Annotated in this window: 18 protein-coding genes; 8 read left to right on the forward strand and 10 right to left on the reverse strand. The window is 60.3% G+C overall.

Annotation, left to right across the window (positions count from 1 at the left end; all coding sequences use genetic code 11):
* Positions 1-51 precede the first annotated feature (51 nt).
* On the reverse strand, positions 52-1,692 hold the full coding sequence (locus tag FFR93_RS30685) for an extracellular solute-binding protein (RefSeq protein ID WP_138395953.1): 1,641 nt from the start codon (positions 1,690-1,692) through the stop codon (positions 52-54).
* Positions 1,693-2,030: 338 nt separating this feature from the next.
* Here FFR93_RS30685 and ugpC point away from each other — a divergent pair, with 338 nt between their 5' ends.
* The gene (ugpC, locus tag FFR93_RS30690; protein WP_138395954.1) at positions 2,031-3,098 is read left to right on the forward strand and encodes a sn-glycerol-3-phosphate ABC transporter ATP-binding protein UgpC; all 1,068 of its coding nucleotides are present in this window, start codon (positions 2,031-2,033) and stop codon (positions 3,096-3,098) included.
* A gap of 114 nt (positions 3,099-3,212) precedes the next feature.
* On the opposite strand, the gene FFR93_RS30695 is transcribed toward ugpC, so the two are convergent.
* The gene (locus FFR93_RS30695; RefSeq protein WP_138395955.1) at positions 3,213-4,037 is read right to left on the reverse strand and encodes a universal stress protein; all 825 of its coding nucleotides are present in this window, start codon (positions 4,035-4,037) and stop codon (positions 3,213-3,215) included.
* A gap of 234 nt (positions 4,038-4,271) precedes the next feature.
* Here FFR93_RS30695 and FFR93_RS30700 point away from each other — a divergent pair, with 234 nt between their 5' ends.
* Positions 4,272-4,616, forward strand: a complete 345-nt coding sequence (locus FFR93_RS30700; protein WP_138395956.1) for a TraR/DksA C4-type zinc finger protein — start codon at positions 4,272-4,274, stop codon at positions 4,614-4,616.
* Positions 4,617-4,757: 141 nt separating this feature from the next.
* The gene (locus FFR93_RS30705) at positions 4,758-5,213 is read left to right on the forward strand and encodes a pyridoxamine 5'-phosphate oxidase family protein (protein WP_138395957.1); all 456 of its coding nucleotides are present in this window, start codon (positions 4,758-4,760) and stop codon (positions 5,211-5,213) included.
* Positions 5,214-5,301: 88 nt separating this feature from the next.
* Here FFR93_RS30705 and FFR93_RS30710 read toward each other — a convergent pair whose 3' ends face one another.
* Complete coding sequence (locus FFR93_RS30710) at positions 5,302-6,135, reverse strand: universal stress protein (protein ID WP_138395958.1); 834 nt, start codon at positions 6,133-6,135, stop codon at positions 5,302-5,304.
* A 177-nt stretch (positions 6,136-6,312) separates the two neighbouring features.
* Here FFR93_RS30710 and FFR93_RS30715 point away from each other — a divergent pair, with 177 nt between their 5' ends.
* On the forward strand, positions 6,313-6,612 hold the full coding sequence (locus FFR93_RS30715) for a hypothetical protein (RefSeq protein ID WP_064709271.1): 300 nt from the start codon (positions 6,313-6,315) through the stop codon (positions 6,610-6,612).
* Between the two features lie 12 nt (positions 6,613-6,624).
* Here FFR93_RS30715 and FFR93_RS30720 read toward each other — a convergent pair whose 3' ends face one another.
* The gene (locus tag FFR93_RS30720; protein ID WP_138395959.1) at positions 6,625-6,996 is read right to left on the reverse strand and encodes a hypothetical protein; all 372 of its coding nucleotides are present in this window, start codon (positions 6,994-6,996) and stop codon (positions 6,625-6,627) included.
* A gap of 243 nt (positions 6,997-7,239) precedes the next feature.
* Here FFR93_RS30720 and FFR93_RS30725 point away from each other — a divergent pair, with 243 nt between their 5' ends.
* Positions 7,240-8,496 (forward strand): DUF4010 domain-containing protein, encoded by a 1,257-nt coding sequence (locus FFR93_RS30725; protein ID WP_138395960.1) that lies wholly within the window; start codon positions 7,240-7,242, stop codon positions 8,494-8,496.
* A 95-nt stretch (positions 8,497-8,591) separates the two neighbouring features.
* On the opposite strand, the gene FFR93_RS30730 is transcribed toward FFR93_RS30725, so the two are convergent.
* The 3 genes from FFR93_RS30730 to FFR93_RS30740 all read right to left on the reverse strand — a co-directional run bounded on the left by FFR93_RS30730 (position 8,592) and on the right by FFR93_RS30740 (position 12,084).
* Entirely contained in the window at positions 8,592-8,864 is a 273-nt protein-coding gene (locus tag FFR93_RS30730; RefSeq protein ID WP_138395961.1) for a hypothetical protein, read from the reverse strand.
* Positions 8,865-9,005: 141 nt separating this feature from the next.
* Complete coding sequence (locus tag FFR93_RS30735; RefSeq protein ID WP_138395962.1) at positions 9,006-9,590, reverse strand: cysteine hydrolase; 585 nt, start codon at positions 9,588-9,590, stop codon at positions 9,006-9,008.
* Between the two features lie 124 nt (positions 9,591-9,714).
* Entirely contained in the window at positions 9,715-12,084 is a 2,370-nt protein-coding gene (locus FFR93_RS30740; protein WP_138395963.1) for an EAL domain-containing protein, read from the reverse strand.
* A 123-nt stretch (positions 12,085-12,207) separates the two neighbouring features.
* Between FFR93_RS30740 and FFR93_RS30745 the strand changes: the two genes are divergently transcribed.
* Positions 12,208-13,014, forward strand: coding sequence for a transporter substrate-binding domain-containing protein (locus FFR93_RS30745; protein WP_064709277.1), 807 nt, complete (start codon positions 12,208-12,210; stop codon positions 13,012-13,014).
* A 91-nt stretch (positions 13,015-13,105) separates the two neighbouring features.
* On the opposite strand, the gene fdhA is transcribed toward FFR93_RS30745, so the two are convergent.
* Entirely contained in the window at positions 13,106-14,296 is a 1,191-nt protein-coding gene (fdhA, locus tag FFR93_RS30750) for a formaldehyde dehydrogenase, glutathione-independent (protein ID WP_064709488.1), read from the reverse strand.
* Positions 14,297-14,983: 687 nt separating this feature from the next.
* On the opposite strand from fdhA, the gene FFR93_RS30755 reads away from it, so the two are divergent.
* Complete coding sequence (locus FFR93_RS30755) at positions 14,984-15,418, forward strand: hypothetical protein (protein WP_064712920.1); 435 nt, start codon at positions 14,984-14,986, stop codon at positions 15,416-15,418.
* Between the two features lie 146 nt (positions 15,419-15,564).
* Here the strand turns inward: FFR93_RS30755 and FFR93_RS30760 are convergent, their stop codons facing one another.
* On the reverse strand, positions 15,565-16,470 hold the full coding sequence (locus tag FFR93_RS30760; protein WP_138395964.1) for an EamA family transporter: 906 nt from the start codon (positions 16,468-16,470) through the stop codon (positions 15,565-15,567).
* 113 nt (positions 16,471-16,583) lie between these two features.
* On the opposite strand from FFR93_RS30760, the gene FFR93_RS30765 reads away from it, so the two are divergent.
* Entirely contained in the window at positions 16,584-17,459 is an 876-nt protein-coding gene (locus tag FFR93_RS30765) for a LysR substrate-binding domain-containing protein (protein ID WP_138395965.1), read from the forward strand.
* On the opposite strand, the gene FFR93_RS30770 is transcribed toward FFR93_RS30765, so the two are convergent.
* A complete protein-coding gene (locus FFR93_RS30770; protein WP_064709281.1) occupies positions 17,434-18,426 on the reverse strand; it encodes a GlxA family transcriptional regulator in 993 nt (330 codons plus the stop codon). The two genes, FFR93_RS30765 and FFR93_RS30770, sit on opposite strands and share 26 nt — an antisense overlap.
* Positions 18,427-18,450: the final 24 nt, after the last annotated feature.

The raw sequence follows: 18,450 nt of genomic DNA on the forward strand, positions 1-18,450 counted from the left end.
GGATGGGCGCTGGCGGAGCCTTCCGGTCCGCCAGCGCGTTATGTCAAACGATCAGAGCCCGAGGCTCGCCCGATACAGCTTCAGCTGGCTATCGCGGCCGATCTGGTCGGTGATCTTTTCCCAGGCGGCTGCAATCGCATCCGCCGTTTCCTGCGCCGACTTGTATTGTCCGGCAAAGCCCTTCGCCAATTCGTCCTCGGCGACGGAGTAGTATTGGAAGATGCCGGGGATGCGCGGTTCGATCGCGGCGTTCGGGTGATTGTAACTGTCGGCGTTCGAACCCAGATAATCCTCGATATAGGCGCGGTCGTAACCGGCCTTTTCCCATTCGTCATAGTTGAAGTGGGACTGACGATAGGGCTGGAAGCCGGAGGGATAGGCCGAGGTCCAAAGGGACAGATCCTTGCCGCCGAGATGGGCGGCAGCAGACCAGGCCGCCTTGCGCTTCTTCTCGTCGCTGGAGACCCGCTTGGTGACGTAGATGCCCCAGCCGATGTAGGCCATGTTGGGCGCCTCGTTATACTTGTCTTCCCACTGCCCGGACTTGCGGTTGTAGACGCGGTTGGAGCCGCGGTTGATGCCGAAGCCGACCACGTCGCCGACGACCGAGGTATCGGATGTGCGGGCGCCGGAGCCAACATCGCCCCACCACATCAGCATTGCACCGGTGCCTGCCAGAAACTGCGAGAAGGCCGTGGTGCCGGGGTCCGCATTGATCTGATCGGCCGGATAGGCCTTGGCTGCGATCAGATCCAAGACGTCCTGGATCGCCTGGACCCAGGCGGGGTTATTAACCAGCGGCTTCATATTTTCGGGGTCGAACAGCCAGGCCGGATCGCCGGGATATTTGGCATAGGCCGTCGCACGGTTTTCGATGAAATAGAAGCCGAAGCCGCCCCAGCCCTTAAGCGGGTCGAGATAGCCGTAGGCCGGCTGGCCGGTCAGCGGATCGGTCTTGCCGATCAGCGCCTTGGACGCTGCGTTGACATCCTGCCAGGTCTTCGGCGGTTCGGCCATGCCGCTGATCGAGCCTTCACCGAAATAGTCCTTGCGATAGGCGAAGGTGTGGCAGTCGCCGTCGATCGTGACGCGATAGTTCTTGCCGTCCCAGGTGCCGACCGGCGGCTTCAGGTAGCTCACCAGGTCGTCGGCTTCGATTTGCTTTGCAGCCCAGTCGGGCATCTCGTCGAGAAGCCCGCGTCCGGCTGTATCACCTTCGAAGGGAGCGCCCATTTCAAGGATGTCGAAATCAACAGTGCCGGTTGCGATCGACTGCTGAAGGCGGGCGTTGTAATCGGCCTGAGCGAGGTCGATCCAGTTGATCTTGGCGCCGGTATAGGCTTCCCAAGGCTTCAGGAAGCCGCGGAACAGGAAGTTGTGGAGGTTCTGGTTGTTGAGCCCCATGAAGGTCAGCTCGACGCCGGCGAATTCCCCCTGCTTGACATTGGCCTTTGTCGGGCCGAGGCAGAGCTCGCCAACCTTCTGCCAGTCTGCATCGGTCGGAGACCCCTTGCCGACGCCTGGAATTTGCAGAATCTGGGCCCGCAGATCATCGGCAGCCAAGGCCATGCCAGGAATTCCGGCCATCGCGCTGGACAGGCCAAGCAGAGCCGCCGCACTTGCCGTTCCGCGCAAAACGTCGCGGCGACTTGCCTGACGGCGCATCAATGCATCGTAAATCTCGATTTTCATGTCTTCCTCCTCCACGTTTGGTGCGCTGCCGCCAGCCAGTGTTCCGGAAGGCTCCGGCCGATTTTGGGACTGGTCTCGTGCAGAACTATCTGGTAAACAAGAAAATGAAACGTTTCATAATTCTTGTTTGAAACCGCTCCTCTCGGTCTCGCCATCGAGCATTAGACGGCAAGCGGAAAAAGTCAATAAAAAATGAAACGTTTCATGGAGGAGGCTCGACGGGTAATTCAGGTCATGGCGCAGCGCTGCTTTTGCTGGCCCTGAGTCGCTGTAATCTGTCGGGAGATGCGCGGGCGCCCGGAATTCTTCCGGGCTGCTGTAAAGCGAGTGGGAGGCATATGGCTGAGGTCAATATTTCAGAGGCGCGAAAGGCCTATGGCGCCTTAAATATCCTGCATGGGGTCGATATAGACATTCGCGACGGCGAGTTTGTGGTGCTCGTCGGCCCGTCCGGTTGCGGCAAGTCGACTTTGCTGCGTATGGTCGCAGGGCTCGAAAGCATCACCGGCGGCACCATCTCGATCGGCGGGAAGATCGTCAACAATCTGCCGCCAAAGGACCGCGACATCGCGATGGTCTTCCAGAGCTATGCGCTCTATCCGCACAAGACCGTTGCCGAAAATATGGTCTTTGCGCTGCGCCTGCAGAAGCAGCCGACCGAAGTCATCAAGCAGCGCCTGCAGGCTGCCGCCGAAACACTCGACCTCGTGCCTTATCTCGACCGCTACCCTCGCCAGCTCTCCGGCGGCCAGCGGCAGCGCGTGGCGATGGGACGAGCCATCGTCAGGTCGCCGCAGGTCTTCCTGTTCGATGAGCCCCTGTCGAACCTCGACGCCAAGCTGCGCGTGCAGATGCGCAAGGAGATCAAAGAGCTCCACCAAAGGCTGAGAACTACGACGATCTACGTGACCCATGATCAGGTCGAAGCGATGACCATGGCGGACAAGATCGTCGTCATGCAGGGCGGCAAGATCGAACAGACCGGAACGCCGCTGGAACTCTATGATCGTCCCCGCAATACATTCGTGGCCACCTTCATCGGTTCGCCGTCGATGAATCTGCTGAAAGGCCGCTACAAGGCCGACGGTGCCGTTTTTGTCACGGAGACAGGCGACGAGATCGCGCTCGGTTTCACGCCGGAGGCATCCGATGGTCAGGCTGTGCGCCTGGGCGTGCGGCCGGAACATCTGTCACTCGCTCCAAGCGGCTTGACGACGACCGTCAACGTCACCGAACCCACGGGCCACGAGACGATGGTATTCCTGCGCTACGGATCCGGTGAGCTTGTGGCGGTGCTGTCCGAACGTCACGATTTCGAGCCGGGGCAGGTCGTAACAATAGCTGCCCGGCCGGGCAAGCTTCATCTGTTCGATGCGGAGTCCGGTAAGACGCTGCGCCGAGACTGAGGAGCTGCTTCCTGCTGAGCGACAAGCCGCGGGTTATGAGGCACGTGGCCTTCGTGGCGTTGACAATCAGTTCGAGAGCCAGTCGAAGCCGATCCCCTGATCGCATGCCGTGTCTCAATGCGATAGCAGGACAGGCAGGGTAATGCTGGTCAGCACTGCCTCCGTCGCGCCGCCGAGCACGAATTCCCGCAGGCGCGAATGGCCGAAGCCACCCATGACGAGAAGATCGGCCCGCAATTCGAAGGCCTTGCTCTGAAGGACCTCCCCGACCGGCTTGCCGTGTGCGCGCAGTCGCGCCGCCTCCGCCGTCACACCGCTCTTTAGCAGGTTTTCGATGAGATAGTCGCCTGTCTCGTGCGTCACCGGCTTCTCGTCGGTCACGGAAAGCAGCCAAACGTTGGAAGCCTGCTCCAGGAAGACGGAGGCATCATGGGACGCCCGCGCAGCCGCGCGGCTGCCATCCCAGGCGATGGCGATATGATCGATCCGGCCGCCGAAAGGCGCCGGCGGATAGAGGATGAGCGGCCGCCCCGATCCGAACAGCACCGCCTCGACGATCGGACGGGAGAGGCCTGTCAATTCCAGAAGCACGAGATCGTAGGCCCGCGAGGCTTCCGCCAGCGCGTCGACGACGAATGGCTCTTCAACTTTGATCGCGCGGGTGCGTAGATCGACGGAAGCCGTCCTTGCCTCATCGACCGCTTTCTGCGTCAGCGTCGAAGCATGCTTGCGGCTTAGCGCTCCCGCTTCCCGCGCCATTCGTGCCGCATCGATGATCAGTGAGGACAGGGCATTGGAGACGTCGGGAATGGTAATCTCCACTGCGCAGACGGTCAGCGTCGCCTGCATGTGGCGCGCGAGCATGATCGCATTGGTGATCATGCTTTCCGAAGTGGCATCCGGATAAGTGAGGAGCGGAAGAAAGATATGCCGTTTCATGGTGTACACCCGAAGAAGAGAATGGCCGTCTGATATTACCACTCTGGCACTCGACCCGGAATGCGCATTGACATGTCTCAAACTGGGCATCTCCCACCCCATTGACACCGATCAATGCGGCATTCCTCCGCAGCCGTACGGTAATGACCGTAGCGTAATGACCGGCCACCGGCCGGCTGTGTGTACCGATAGAGCGCGGCAGGTGCCGCGCTTTCCACAGCGGGAAAGCCGTCGATGAAAAACGAAGAGATAGAAAACAAGCTGAACACCATGAAAGCGGATCTGCAACGCCGGCTGTCGGTGATCGATGCCGATCTCGGTGCTGCGCTGGATCCGGATAGCGAAGATAGAGTTACCCAGATCGAGAACGATCAGGTGCTGACCGAAATGCGAAGGGAAGCAGGTGAGCAAATCTCATTGATCGAGGCGGCCCTCGAACGGCTGAAGCGCGGAAGCTTCGGTCGCTGCGTCAGATGTCTTGCACCGATCCACCCCAGCCGGTTGGAAGCCATCCCCTATACGCCCTACTGCGTGACCTGTGCCCGCCTGGTAGACGAGAGACTTTCCTCATTGGCTTGAAGCATTCTGCCGGAGCAAATTCCTTCTGTTGCCCAAGCTCCCAGTCGGCCCCGCTCCGGCCAATTCGACTTTGCTCTTCATCAATGCGCGAAAGGGCGGTCGGCCTACAGTGACTCCTCGAACACCCGAAAGGAGCGTCTCATGTCATTGGGTTTACGGGAGTTAACGCTGGCCGAATGCCACGCCGTCCTGGGAGAGACAAGAATAGGGCACCTGGCCTGCTGCAAGGGCGGCCAGCCCTATGTCGTTCCCATCTATTTCTCCTATCAAGATGGCGTCGCATATTGTTTTTCGATGCCCGGCCGCAAAGTGGAAGGGATGCGGGAAAACGACAGGGTGTGCCTGCAGGTGGACACGCGGGTGGGCAAAGGCTGGACGAGCGTTATAGCCGAAGGAAAGTTCGAGGAGTTTCCGGACACCGACCTCTGGCGAAGCGAGCGTCTGCACGCCTGGGAAATACTGCAGAAGCACCTGGACTGGTGGGAAATCGGTTCGCTCAGGCCGAAAGAGGTTCCGGTCCTTGCCGAATCTCCGCACATCTTTTTCGGCATCCTTGTCCGGACGTTGTCGGGCCGCGCCGCTTTTGCCATCGACTAGACTCATGCATATCGCCCGGACGTGTGCAGCAACCGGGCGACATGCATAACAAGGTGTGAGACGCAGGGCCGGCTGAGCGCCTGCCGGTTCAATGGGCCATGAAGATCGGCATCCTGCTTTCTTCGATCATGCTGCGGGTCACCCCGCCAAAGATCGTCTGCTGCCAGCGGGGATGATTATAGGCGCCCATGACGATGAGATCGGCGGACACATCGATAGCGTGCTGCCGCAGGACCTGGTCTGCCGAATGGCCGCCGCTTGCAATGCGGTCCACCTGCACCTTTACCCCGTGACGGGCAAGATAGGCAGCAATGTCGGCGCCCGGTTCCTCGCCGTTTGCGCGGATCCGCGCCACCGGATCCACCATGGTCACGTAAACGGTGTCGGCTTGCTTGAGCAGATCAAGCGACTGCCGGGCGGCGCGCGACGCTTCGTCGCTCGAATCCCATGCCAGCAAAACCGACCTCACGGAGGCAGTCATCGCCCGTGTTCCGCGGTTGATGAGGATCGGGGTCGGCGTCTGGAAGAGAGCACCATCGATGATGCGTTTGCGGAGATCTTCGTCTCGGGCCGCCTGCCGCCCGACCAGGACGACGTCGGCATAGAGCGCCCTTTCGGCGATATCTTCGTCGGCCCATGCGAATTCGGTGTAGACGTCCTGGACCTCGTAGGAGATCTCGCTTCGGTCGAGCGTAGTCTTGATCTCGTCTGTCCTCCGGGACAGGACCTCGATTTCGCGCTGACGTTCGTCGAGCCAGACAGAAGAGATGGTGTTATAATTGCCTACCGTTGGAGCAGCTCCCAACGAGATCACCAGCGCATTCAGATGCGCGCCATGGGCGCCGCAGAAGTCGATCGCGGTTTTGAGATCTTCCTCGAACTGGTGAACGCTGAGGATGCTTAGTACCGTCCTGATGGTCATGTCGATATACCTCTGTGGTTGGATACGACAAGGATAGTCGCCATGGCCCTGGGTTCCTTGACCTTCGTCAAAGCGATAGGGATTCCTATCCGGTAAATTGCTTCTAGATGGACAGAACGTGGACGTCCTGATCGCGGAATTCGGAGTGAAGGTCTGCCACCGGTTAGGAGGCCGCAAATGCTGTCGACAGAGAGAGACTTCAAACGGGGCGGTGAGCGGTTGCCCATTCCTTCGCAAGGCGAAGTCGAAGGCAAGCTTGTCATGTTCGAGGCGGTTGCCGTCACCTGTTTGCAGGAGCTTCTCGCCAAAGCGGAATCGCGCCTGGTTCCGAGGCTTCGACGGAGACTTGTCCGCAATCTGAAGAAGCGGTGCGCCCCGTTGAAGCTATGCGCTGATGACGAAAAGGCTGCAGAGGAGTTCGCGCTCCAACTGTTAAGGGCAGCTCTGGAAGAGGCTGAAGACGAAGCAGCCCGCTGAAAGGCAGACGCATCAAGCGCAGGTGCGGGCGCCTAGGTCTTTGACGGTCTCATCCGCCAGCTTGCGCACCACCTTTGCGGAGACCACCCCCATTTTCGATGAGATCCCCGCCAGTCGCGCAGTCTCTCGAGGTGCTTCGGCCAAGGCATTCTGTGCAAAGTCGGCTACGACCTCGAATGTATCGTTCAGTTCTGCACTTTCAGCAAGGTCGTCCAGGAAGACCTGGTAAAGTTGAAGCCGGCGCCGGAATGAAGCCAGTAGCTCGATCTGACAACGTAGCATCGTCCGCGATGCTTCGGTATTCAGACTGTAGGCCGCGAGGAAAAGATTTCTTGCGGAAGCAGGCAGCGCCTGCTCCGGTATCAAGGGCGCGTTATTGACCATGGCAGAGTCCTCTCTTCTTCTTCAAGACTATCGCCGCGGCGGAAGATCTCGTTGATCTGCATCAAGCGGAATCTGCTCATTGCGACGTCATGGACAGATGAGGTGATTGAGCAATCGCAATGACCGGGCCGCATGGGTGTGGATGGATTGCAGGGGCAAGGAGATCGACATGCGAGCTTATTCCGGCAAATTGGGCATAAGGCCGCCGGGGGGCGGCGGCGCCGGCGAGAACTGGATCTTCGCATGATGACTTCATTGGTGATGGCTGATGCCTTTCAACGTCTCAGCCTTGCGCTTGCGATCGGCATACTCGTCGGCATCGAGCGTGGATGGCAAGAGCGCGAGGCCGCGTCGGGCAAGAGAGTGGCGGGCATTCGCACCTACGGCCTCTCGAGTTTCCTCGGCGGCTTTTGCGGCTTCCTGCAACCGGTCACGGGACCGATCCTGCCGACGGCAATCTTCGTATTCTTTGGCATCACGACCCTTGTTTTCAGCCGCGTGCAGGCGTTGCGGGAGGGTGACTACAGCGCAACCGGCGCCATTGCCGCAATTACGGTGTTTGCGCTCGGTTTCGGAGCTGTCGTTGCAGACATGACGACGACCGCGGCGAGCGCGGTCGCAATGACGGCACTTCTGGCGGCGCGGGAGCCACTGCACGGATTTCTGCGGAAGCTGACCTGGCTTGAGCTGAGAGCCGCCCTGATCCTGTTGACGATGACCGTCGTCATTCTTCCAGTTCTTCCCAACGAGGCCATTGATCCCTGGCAGATGATCAACCCCTTCGAACTGTGGATGCTGACCATATTCGTAGGAGCGGTTTCATTTGCGGGCTATGTGATGATCAGGCTCACCGACGCCAGAGCCGGACTGCTCCTGACAGGAGCCTGTGGGGGTGTCGTCTCCTCGACGGCCCTGACTCTCTCCTTTGCACGGCAGTCCAAGCAGATGCCCGCCCTCTCGCCGCTGCTTTCAGCGGGAGCGATGATGGCCGGGGCCGTATCGCTGAGCCGGGTGCTTTTGATTTGCGGGGTAATCGCACCGGCGGTGCTGGAGGAGCTTGCAGCAGTGCTCGGCTCGGCTGCAGCGGTGCTTGCCATTGGAGGTGGTCTCGCCGGCTTGTCGCCGCGCTCCGGTGACAGCCCCGATTTTTCACCGAAAAACCCGCTGGAGGTGATTGTCGTTCTACGCTTTGCTCTTCTTCTTGCCGCCGTCACCATCGTGACGCGAGCGGCTTTGGAATTCTTCGGAACACAGTCGCTGGCGGTGGTCGCCTTCATCACAGGGCTGGGCGACCTCGACGCGATAACGCTTTCGATTGCCAAGCTTCCGAACGTGTCGCTGGATGCGGCTGCACATGCCATAGCAGTCGCTGCCTTCGCCAATCTTCTTGCGAAAACCGGGCTTGCAGCAAGCGCGGGAAGCCTTGGCTATGTGGTGCGGCTCGCCATCGTGAGTGGCATCGCAGTGCTTGCCGGCGCTGCCGGCTCATTTCTGATGTAAGCCGCTGATCTGGTCGTCGGCGATGGCGCTTGCCGCTTTATCACGCCGGATCTGACGCGCTACCTTCTATGGCCGCCGAGCGAGTGCCATCCGGCCTACGCGCCCACTGATGTGCCAAGGTCGGCCGCATGAATGTGGATGCGCCCGTCGGGCTCGATATCGCCACAATCGAACTTCGCGCAGGCGATTCGACTGAAAAGGCCGATATTTTCCTGAAGCCGGCTTTCGTCGCAGCGCGGCGGCTGGGCAACCTCAAGAAGCGCCTGCCTGTCGATAACGACCATCTGGTTGGTGCCGCCGGTATCCATTACCAGCAGGGCCTCCTCGCCGGACGATTTCATCATTCCACTGATCAGCTTCAAGGACATAGCTTATCTCCGGACCGGTTGATCTCGTAAACCTGCCGCGGGACGCGCTACCGGGCTGCTCGGGCAGGCTGCCGGCAACCTTATGCCAGCGCGGGAAGACCACGCCTTGATGCATATCAATAAAGATCGCCAGAGAGGCTCTCAGCCAAGGCCGCTCAAGAACTCCTCGGTCTCCATGAGCTCGAGCTGCACGGAAAAGCGGTCGTGCAGAAGCTCTAGCGATGCGTCATAGGTGTCGTCGGCGCTACTGCAGACGGCGTCCTTCAGCATGATGACACGATAGCCGAGATCGATGGCGCCGAGCGTCGTGGCAAGCACGCAGACGTCCGTTTCCCCACCGGTGACCACAAGGGTGTCGACCCGCTCGGATTGAAGAGTTGTGTGGAGGCGGCCGTCGATCCAGGGGGAATAGGTGCATTTGTCGAAATATCTTGCCGGCGGAACAAGCAAGGTCAGCGAGGAAGCCAGCTCGACGAGGTCACGCGGAAGATGCTCGCCCGTCATCATCCACCATTTCCGGTAATAGTCGCGCCATTTTCCGGGCATCGCATCCGCGTGCTGGGGCGGCACGAAGCGCGTGAAGATCGTTCGGGACGGATGCCGGCCGGCGAGTTCCTCGATCTGCGGGGAGATCCGGGCCATCCAGGGAACGTGCCACGGGGTGTCTTCGGCGAACATCCGCTGCATGTCGACGCAAAGGTGCCGCCACTCGCCGATCTCGCCCATTACATCTCCCTTCGTCCAAGAGCCTTTCCTGCTCAGAATGTTTCAATCTGACGAGGAAAGGCTCTGGGGCGTGAACCGCTGCCCGGGGCGAAAGTTCCCGACTGCCCGGCAGATCAAAAGCTGCTCAGGCAATGGCTCCGGGAACGATCGTCCGTAATGCGGCGCCGCTTTCGGATTTGCCGAAGCAGTCGAGTTCGCGAAGCGGAAGCGGTTTGGAGAAGAAGTAGCCCTGAAGATCGGTGCAGCCGAGGGCAGCCAGAAAATCCCTTTGATATTCTGTTTCCACCCCTTCGGCCGTCGTCGAAATGCCGAGGTTGCGGCTGAGCGCGACGATGGCGCCGATGATGGCCGCTCCATTGGCTTTCGTGCCGAGCAACGAGACGAACGAGCGATCGATCTTAATGCGGTCTATTTCGAAGCGCACCAGGTGGCTGAGGCATGAAAAGCCAGTTCCGAAATCGTCCAGCGATATCTGAACGCCTTGGCTGCGGAGCGACCTCAGCACCGAATAGATCTCGGAATTGTCCTCGATGAGCGAAGATTCGGTGAGCTCGAGCTCGAGCCGGTATGGCGACAGCCCGCTCTCCTCAAGCACGGCGAACACCTCCTCGGCAAAATTTGGCCTTCTCAACTGGGCGGGAGATACGTTGACCGCGACAAAGGTGCCTTCAGGCCATTTGCAGGCGGCTCTGCAGGCTTCGCGCAATACCCAAAAACCAAGCGCGTCAATAAGACCGCCCTCCTCGGCCGCAGGGATAAAGCTGGCGGGCGTCAGGAGCCCGCGCTGACTGTGACGCCAACGCACCAGCGCCTCGGCGCCCGACGCCTGAAATCCCTGCCCGGCACGATGCACCGTCTGGTAATAGACCTCGAGGGACCCGAAATCAGACCGTCCCGTAACCGGAGCCGAGGAGGAAGTCTCGGGGAATGAGGCGGTGCTCTTGGCGAGAACTTCCCGCAGCTCGTTCTTGAGGATATCGCGCGCATTTCTGCCGCCGTCCATGGACGGCGAATAGACGCGCCACTGGCCTCTTCCGCCCATTTTTGCCTCATAAAGCGCGACGTCGGCGTAACGCATGATATCGTCGGCATTGCGCCCGGCATCCGGCACGACGGTCACGCCGATCGAGCCGCCGACCCGGGCGACTGCTTCGCCCCTCAAAAGCGGGAAGGGTTTGCCAAGTTCAGCAACGATTGCATCGCAGATGGACGGCAAGGTTTGATCATCTCTGATGTTCGGGAGAAGCAGGGCAAACTCGTCCCCGCCGAGCCGGGCAAGCGTGTCGTCCGGACGAAGCAACGCGCGGATTCGCGCCGCAGCCATCCTGATGAGTTCGTCGCCGGCAGCATGGCCGAACGTGTCGTTCACCGCCTTGAAGCGGTCGAGGTCAAGAAGCGCCACTGCCGACCGCTCGGTGGAATTGCGCGGGTCGGCCAGGCACTCCTCGAACCGCATCGCGAACATGGCGCGGTTGGGAAGGCCTGTCAGCACGTCATGCAAGGCGAGCTGCCTTGCGTGCAGCTCGCTTTTCTTCAATTCGCCGAGACTGCTTCGCAGGCGCAAGAGCAGAACCGAAAACAGGACCGCGATCACCAGGGCGGCAATCGAAAGCGCCGGCATCAAGCGGCCGATCACCCTCGAACCCGGAAGATCGGGCCGCCATACGATGAAGCCGATCGGTTCACCGTTCGCCGTGGCGTCGATCTGGAACGCGACCTCGTTTTCGTCAGCGTCGGCCGTGCGCGCGAAGCGGGCGCCGTTGAGGCCCTGTTGCCGGCTCAATTCGTCGAGCGCCGCGCCGTCAAGAAACCGTACGACGATCAGGAATTGCCGCATCGGCTGCGGTTGGCTCTCGGCGGCTTCGTTGACGGCGACAATGCCCACGATGGTCGGCCGGCCTTCGAGCCGCATCAGATTGGCAAGTGCTCGGTTGGCGCGGGCGGTATCGGCGAAGCGGCTTTCCATCGATGATGGGGTCCGGTCGCTGGGAACTGTGCCCCGGCTCCCCGTAAGGCGGGCATCTTTAAGGAGAGGCAGAAAGAGCGGCCTCATCCAGCGATAGCGCTTTTCCGTTTCGGCGTCGGTCATCATGATCAGCTGCGCCTTGTCGTCGACGACGAAGGCCTGATCGTAGCCGAAGGCCGACATTGCAGTCTGGCTGATCGCACTCCCGGCCGCTGCGGTGAGAACAGTATCGAGGCTGGAGGAAACTCCGGCTGCCCGGGAGGCCGGATAGACACCGGCGAGATAGCCATTGCCGAATTGACCGATGACATGCGCGACTTGATCGACCTGTTCCCTGAGGCGCGCATTGACGAGCTGGCGCTGTCGATCGAGGGCCGCGGCGTCGCTTTCGGTTCCCGCCCAGAGCGCAGAGAGCACGACCAGTCCGATCGCTCCCAGCCCGCTGACAGCGATCAGGAACAGAATTCTCCCCGAAGCGATCCAGGATTGCTGAAACGTATTGGAGCTGGAAGGAACAACGATGTGCAAGCCTAAACCCCTGAACCCACCACGATACGGGCGCATTCGTGGAGGCTAACAAAGAAGCGTTCACGTAGAATTAAAGGCTGCGGCGCACTATGGGGCGAGATTACCTCACAAGGAGTTTCAGACATGTTGCGCCTTTCCATTCAGACTATACTCCGCGGAGCGCTGATGGCGGGCGGACTGGGTCTTCTTCTCGCCGCGACCGTACCGTTGCAGCTGGCTGCGCAAGATCGCACGCCCATGAGGGTTGCCGTCGAAGGTGCATTTCCGCCCTTCAACTATCTTGATGCGAATAACAAGCTGCAAGGCTTCGACATCGATATCGCCAATGCCCTTTGCGAAGCCGGCAAGTTCGAATGCGAATTCATCATCCAAAAGTGGGACGACATGATCCCCGATCTCGTCGCCGGCAAATACGACGCGATCATTTCCTCCATGTCGATGAGCCTGGAGCGCCGCCAGAAGGTCGCGTTCACCGCCCAATATTACACCAGCCCGTCGGTGTTCATCGCCCGTAAGGACTCGCCGATCAGTGACGTCAGCCCCGCCGCCCTCAGCGGCAAAAAACTCGGGGTGACATCGTCGACAGCGCAGGAATCTTATGCCAACCACTTGTATCCAGACATGAAAAAGACGGTTTTCCGATCTTCGCCGGAATTATACAAAGGGCTGTCGGACGGGCGCGTCGACATTATCCTTGAGGATAAACTCGCCATTTATGACTGGATCGCCAACACCAAGGCGGGGACCTGCTGCGAGTTCAAGGGGCCGGACCTGGTCGATATCACTTATTTCGGCGAGGGTGCCGGGATCGCATTGCGCCTGGATGACAAGGAGCGTCTTGCGCGCCTGAACGAAGCCTTGAAGGCCATCAAGGACGACGGGACCTATGACATGATCAACGCTAAGTATTTCCCGTTCAGCATCCAGTAGTTTTGTCGCGCGCTTCTTGTGATCGACACGTCAATTGTTTACAACGCCGCGCCTGCGAAACAGGCGCGGCGTCATAAATTTTTCCTTTGGGTCAGGCAGCTTTCGCGACCTCTCCGTGCGGATCGAGGACATATTTCGTTGCCGCGCCATGGTCGAAGCTTTCATATCCAGCGGCGGCGTCGTCGAGCGGGATGACCTTGGCGTTGACGATATCGGCGATCGGCAGCCGGTCGTGGAGGATCGCCTGCATGAGCTGGCGATTATATTTCAGCACCGGTGTCTGGCCGGTGTGGAAGGACTGCGCTTTTGCCCAACCGAGACCGAAGCGAAGCGAGAGATTGCCGTGCTTGGCGGCATTGTCGACAGCACCCGGATCCTCGGTCACGTAGAGACCGGGAATACCGATCGAGCCGGCGGCGCGGGTGATCTCCATCATCTGGTTGAGCACGATCGCCGGCTGTTCTCCGCCGGAATGGCCGCGTGCCTCGAAGCCGACCGCATCGATGGCGCTGTCCACTTCGTTGCTGCCGACGACCTCGGCAATCATGTCGCCAAGACGATCGCTCTTGGAAAGATCGATGGGTTCGAAACCGACCTTCGCGGCATGCGCCAGGCGATCCTTGTTGAAATCACCGATCATGACGACGGCGGCACCGAGGATGCGAGCCGAAGCCGCAGCCGCTAGACCGACAGGGCCGGCACCGGCGACATAGACGGTCGAGCCGACCCCGACGCCTGCGCGCACTGCGCCATGAAAGCCGGTGGGCAGAATGTCGGAAAGCATTGTGAGATCGCGGATCTTCGCCATCGCCTTGTCGCGATCGGGGATTTTCAGCAGGTTGAAATCGGCATAGGGAACGGTGACGTAACGTGCCTGTCCGCCGATCCATCCGCCCATGTCGACATAGCCGTAAGCGCCGCCGGCGCGGGCTGGGTTTACCGTCAGGCAGACGCCCGTATCCTGAGATTTGCAGCAGCGGCAACGGCCGCAGGCGACATTGAACGGCACCGAGACGATGTCTCCGATGTCGAGCATCTCGACGTCTACGCCTTTCTCGATGATCTCGCCGGTGATTTCATGGCCAAGGATCAGGCCCGGCATTGCCGTCGTGCGGCCGCGGACCATGTGCTGGTCGGAGCCGCAGATGTTGGTGGAGATAACCTTCAGGATCACGCCGTGTTCGATGCGGCGGCCGTCCGGCGCTTCCAGCTTCGGATCGTCGATATCGCGGACTTCGACCTTACCCGGCCGGAGATAGACGACGCCTCTATTCTTGCTCATGGATTCCTCCCATGTGTTGAATGCCTCGAGCTGCAACCGATGCAGTCGACGGCAAGCTTTCCTCCGGCCTGCCTCCTCTGCAGCCCGGCATTCACAACGCCGCATCGGGCGATGTTCGAATTTCTGAGATAGGCGGGACAGACTGGATCGAGGAGACAGCGAGCACGAAAGGTCTGGCCTGTCGTTCCGCTCATCATCGCCCGCCGCACTCCGCGGGTCTGCTACGCAAAGAGCTGGTTTCGGGCTCCAGAACCTCCTTTCGATCCATCTCGATATCTCCGGATGTCAATCCGGCGACCTCTTGAGGAGTTCAGTTCTTCTACCGCTGCCGGATCGCGCGCAGGCGGCTGGCCGGCCTCCTATAATTCATAGCGCCAGCTTGAGAGGCAGCGCCGTGAACATGTCAAGAAAACCATGCCTGACGAAAAACAGCGCCCGAAAAAACGACATGGGTGACACTCAAGGCGACAGTCGGACAAGTCGCATAGCTTCCAGTTGAGGACGCAGGCTGATCCCGCGAATATGACGGTTTACCCGCATCGACCCGGCTAGCTCATGTCACCTGCGCGCGCATCAATTTGGCCAAGTGCCGTTGCCGTTCTCAATCGTGATTGGACATCCGCTGCGACCTGAGCGAGGCTGTTTTTGGGAGCGGACCATCTATTTTTCCGAAGATAGGAGGCCGAAATGGAACAGTATACAGTAGAGCAGTTGAAAACGATTGCGAAGGTCAGCACGACCTGCAAGCGCCTAGAAATAACGCGGCGCGAACGGCTTGAGCGGTGGGCCGAAAGTCTGGAACGCAGCTCCAGACCTTTCCTCAAGACGCTTCACGAAACCGAATATCAGCCGATTGCAGATCGTATCGCCTTGCGGGACGACGACACCCCAATCTCTGTTGCATTCGCTGATCCCATTCTGCGGGCGGCAGGAATGGAAAATGACAGCTATGGAGAAGCCAAGCGGTTCTTCGAACTCAGCGATGAACAACTGCACGACCTTGTCTGCTTCTGTCATTTCGGTGAACGCGTCAGCGCGGCAACGGTCGCTCGCCGCGTACGGAAGATAGCGAGTCACAAACCAGGCGGGTTTTTCGCTCAGCTTCGTGCGTTCTTTGGCTAAGTGAGGCCGAAGGTACCTGACGCTGTGAAGGCTGGTCTTGGCCACCGTGTGGAATGGTCGCCATGGCAATCGGTCGGTCGCTCATCTCAGTATGAGCGAACAGGACCAGCCCAACACGGTTGCGTCAGCGGACGGAGAAACGGCAATTAGCTAAGCTGCGGCCGCCGGCCTCGGCTGAAGTCGACCGCCGTATGCCAGAACACGGCGCCGAGGATGATGGCGCCGCCGAAATAGGTGGCGACGGGCGGCTCTTCGGAAAATAGCAGCCAGACCCAGAAAGGCGTCAGCACGATCTCCATCGTGCCGATCAGCGCCGCCTCCGCCGGCGGCATCCGCTTCGCCCCGGCGAGGAAGAGCACCAGCGCCAGCGAGAAATTCGTCGCGCCGAAGGCGGCGAGGACGATCCAATTGTGCAGGTCGAGCGAGCCGACCGAACCGAAGGGCGCGAAGATGACGAGCGTCACGAAAGCGCTGACCACGGTCGGCGGCAGGCTCGGCACGCCGGGATCGATACGGGGAATGATGATGACGAGCGCGAAGGAAGCGGTCATACCGAGCGCCAGCAGGTCGCCCCAGCCGGTGCCGCCGCCGATCGACGAGGCGACAATGACGGCCACGCCGAAGAGCGAGATCGCGCCGGCAATCAGCGTCCGTCTGGCCACCCTCTCCTTGAGGATGAGCCAGCCGAACAAGGCGGCGATGAAAGGCGTCGTCGCATAGATCATCGTCACATTGGCGACGGTGGTCATGTAGAGCGCCCCGATGAAGCATCCCTGACTGAAGGTCTGGCAGGCAATCATAGCAAGGCCGGTGGGACGGAGGACGGAACGCCATTGTCGCCGTGAGATGCCCCCTTCGAGGAAAAGGCAGGGGATCAGCAGGAACAGGCCTCCGAACAACGACCGCCACGCGATCGCCGTCCATACGTCAGTCGTAAGCAGCCGCGAGTAAACGCCGCTGGCACTCCAGGCAAGCGTCGCGGCAATGATGAGAAGAACACCCTTCTCGTGCTCGCTGCCTGCGAGGCGTGTGGTCGGATTGTCAATGGTCACGCAGAGATTCTCAAAGAAGGAAGTCGAACGCCGCCCATTTCTGCGCCGGCAATTGACATAAGGCAAACGAATAGTAGAGATGGCTATCATCGATTTTTTCTATGGCATGTCCCATGCATGAGCCGGTCGAAAGCGATCTGTTAAGAACCTTTCTCGTCGTCGCCGAGACATCCAATTTCTCTGCGGCGGCCCAGCGCATCGGGCGGACGCAATCGGCCGTCAGCACCCAGATCAAGCGGCTCGAAGAGGCGATCGGCGAAACCCTGTTTGAGCGCGGCGCCCGTGGCGTGCTGTTGACGCGCCAAGGCATACAACTCGTGCCCTATGCCCGCCGCGTGATCGACCTCTTGAACGAGGCGGCGGCGAGAATCCGCAGCAAACCGCTCGACGGTCCTGTGCGCATCGGAATACCCGAGGAATACAGCCAGACCGTGCTGCCGGCAGCCCTTGCGGCTTTTGCTGTACGTCACCCGGCTGTCGAAGTCACAGTCTCCTGCGATTATACGATCCGCAACATCGCAGCTCTCGAGCGGGGTGAACTCGATCTCGCCGTGGTTTTCGACTGGAGCGACCAGGCGAAAGGCGAGGTCATCTGCGTCGATCCTACCGTTTGGGTCACATCCATGGTCCACCGGCTGCACGACCTGGATCCCCTTCCCATTGCGACTTATCGCAACTCCACTTGGTGTCGCGATTTTGCGCTCCGGTCGCTGGAGCAGATCGGCCGAAACTACCGGATCGCATTCATCGCCGATACAAGCTCCGGACTGAAGAACGCAGTCACCGCAGGTCTTGCCGTGACCGCGCTGTCCCGCAGCAATATCCCGTCCGGCTGCCGGGAGCTGACAACCGAAGACGGTTTCCCGCCGGTCGATTCATCCAAGGTCGTGCTACGCCGGAGCACCTACCGTTCGAGCGAGGCGGTGCGCGAGCTTGCCGAGATGGTTCGAGACGCGTTCCAGCCTATGTACGCGCTTCCGATGGTGTGATGCGCCGGCGCAAGCGGCGGCGGGTCTCGGACGGGCTCTCGGAAAAATTCGCCCGATAGCTTCGGGCAAAGGCCGAGGCCGAATTGAAGCCAGTCGCCGCAGCGATATCGGCGAACGAGGCTGTCGTCTCGATCACTTTGCGGCGTGCCGCGTTCAAGCGCAAAGCGAGATAATGCACATGCGGCGGCGCGCCGAAGCTCTGCTGAAAGAGGTCCTGGAGATGCCGGGCGCTGATGCCTACCCTGCGGGCGAGCCGCGCCAGGATCAGCGGCTGCTCGATGTGCTCCTCCATCAGCCGCACCGCCTGACTCACACGAGGATCGTGCATGCGCAGTCCTGCCGCACCAGCCGAAAGGGGCTCGTCGGCATGAAAGGAGGGCTGCTCGTAACGGAACAGCCGGCTGACTTCGAGCGCCAGCGAATAACCCTGCCGCTGCCTGACGATCTCCAGCATCAGGTCGACGGTTGGAAGGGAACCCGACGTCGTCAGCCTCTTGCGATCGATAACGAACCGATCCTTGACCGCTCGCACCTCAGGATAAGCAAGCGCAAAATCCTCATAATCCTCCCAGTGGACGGTGGCCGGTAGCCCATGGAGCAGGCTTGCCTCGGCGAGCAACCAGGTGCCGGACTCGATGCCCGCAATCACCGAGCGGTGGCGGGCGGCCTGGGAAAGCTGCATCTTGAGGGCCGGCGTCGCGCTGCGTCGCCAGTTGTAGCTTGCCAGGACGAACAGCGGATTATCCTCGGCCGTCGCCCGAAAGGTTCCCTCCGCCGGCACCGCGATATTGCTGGTCGTCAGGATTGGCGCTCCGTCCGGCGTCAGCAGCCGCCAGCGATAAAGCTCGCTGCCGGAAATGCGGTTGGCACCGCGCAGCGGCTCGATGACCGACGCGATCAGGATCAGGTTGGTATCGGGAAGAACCAGGAGATCGATATCCAGTCGTTCCGTCGATCGTTGTAGCAAGCTGACCTCCTCGGTTCTGATAAT

Origin of the sequence: Rhizobium sp. MHM7A, from assembly GCF_005862215.1 — a bacterium.
GTDB classification, from domain to species: domain Bacteria; phylum Pseudomonadota; class Alphaproteobacteria; order Rhizobiales; family Rhizobiaceae; genus Rhizobium; species Rhizobium bangladeshense.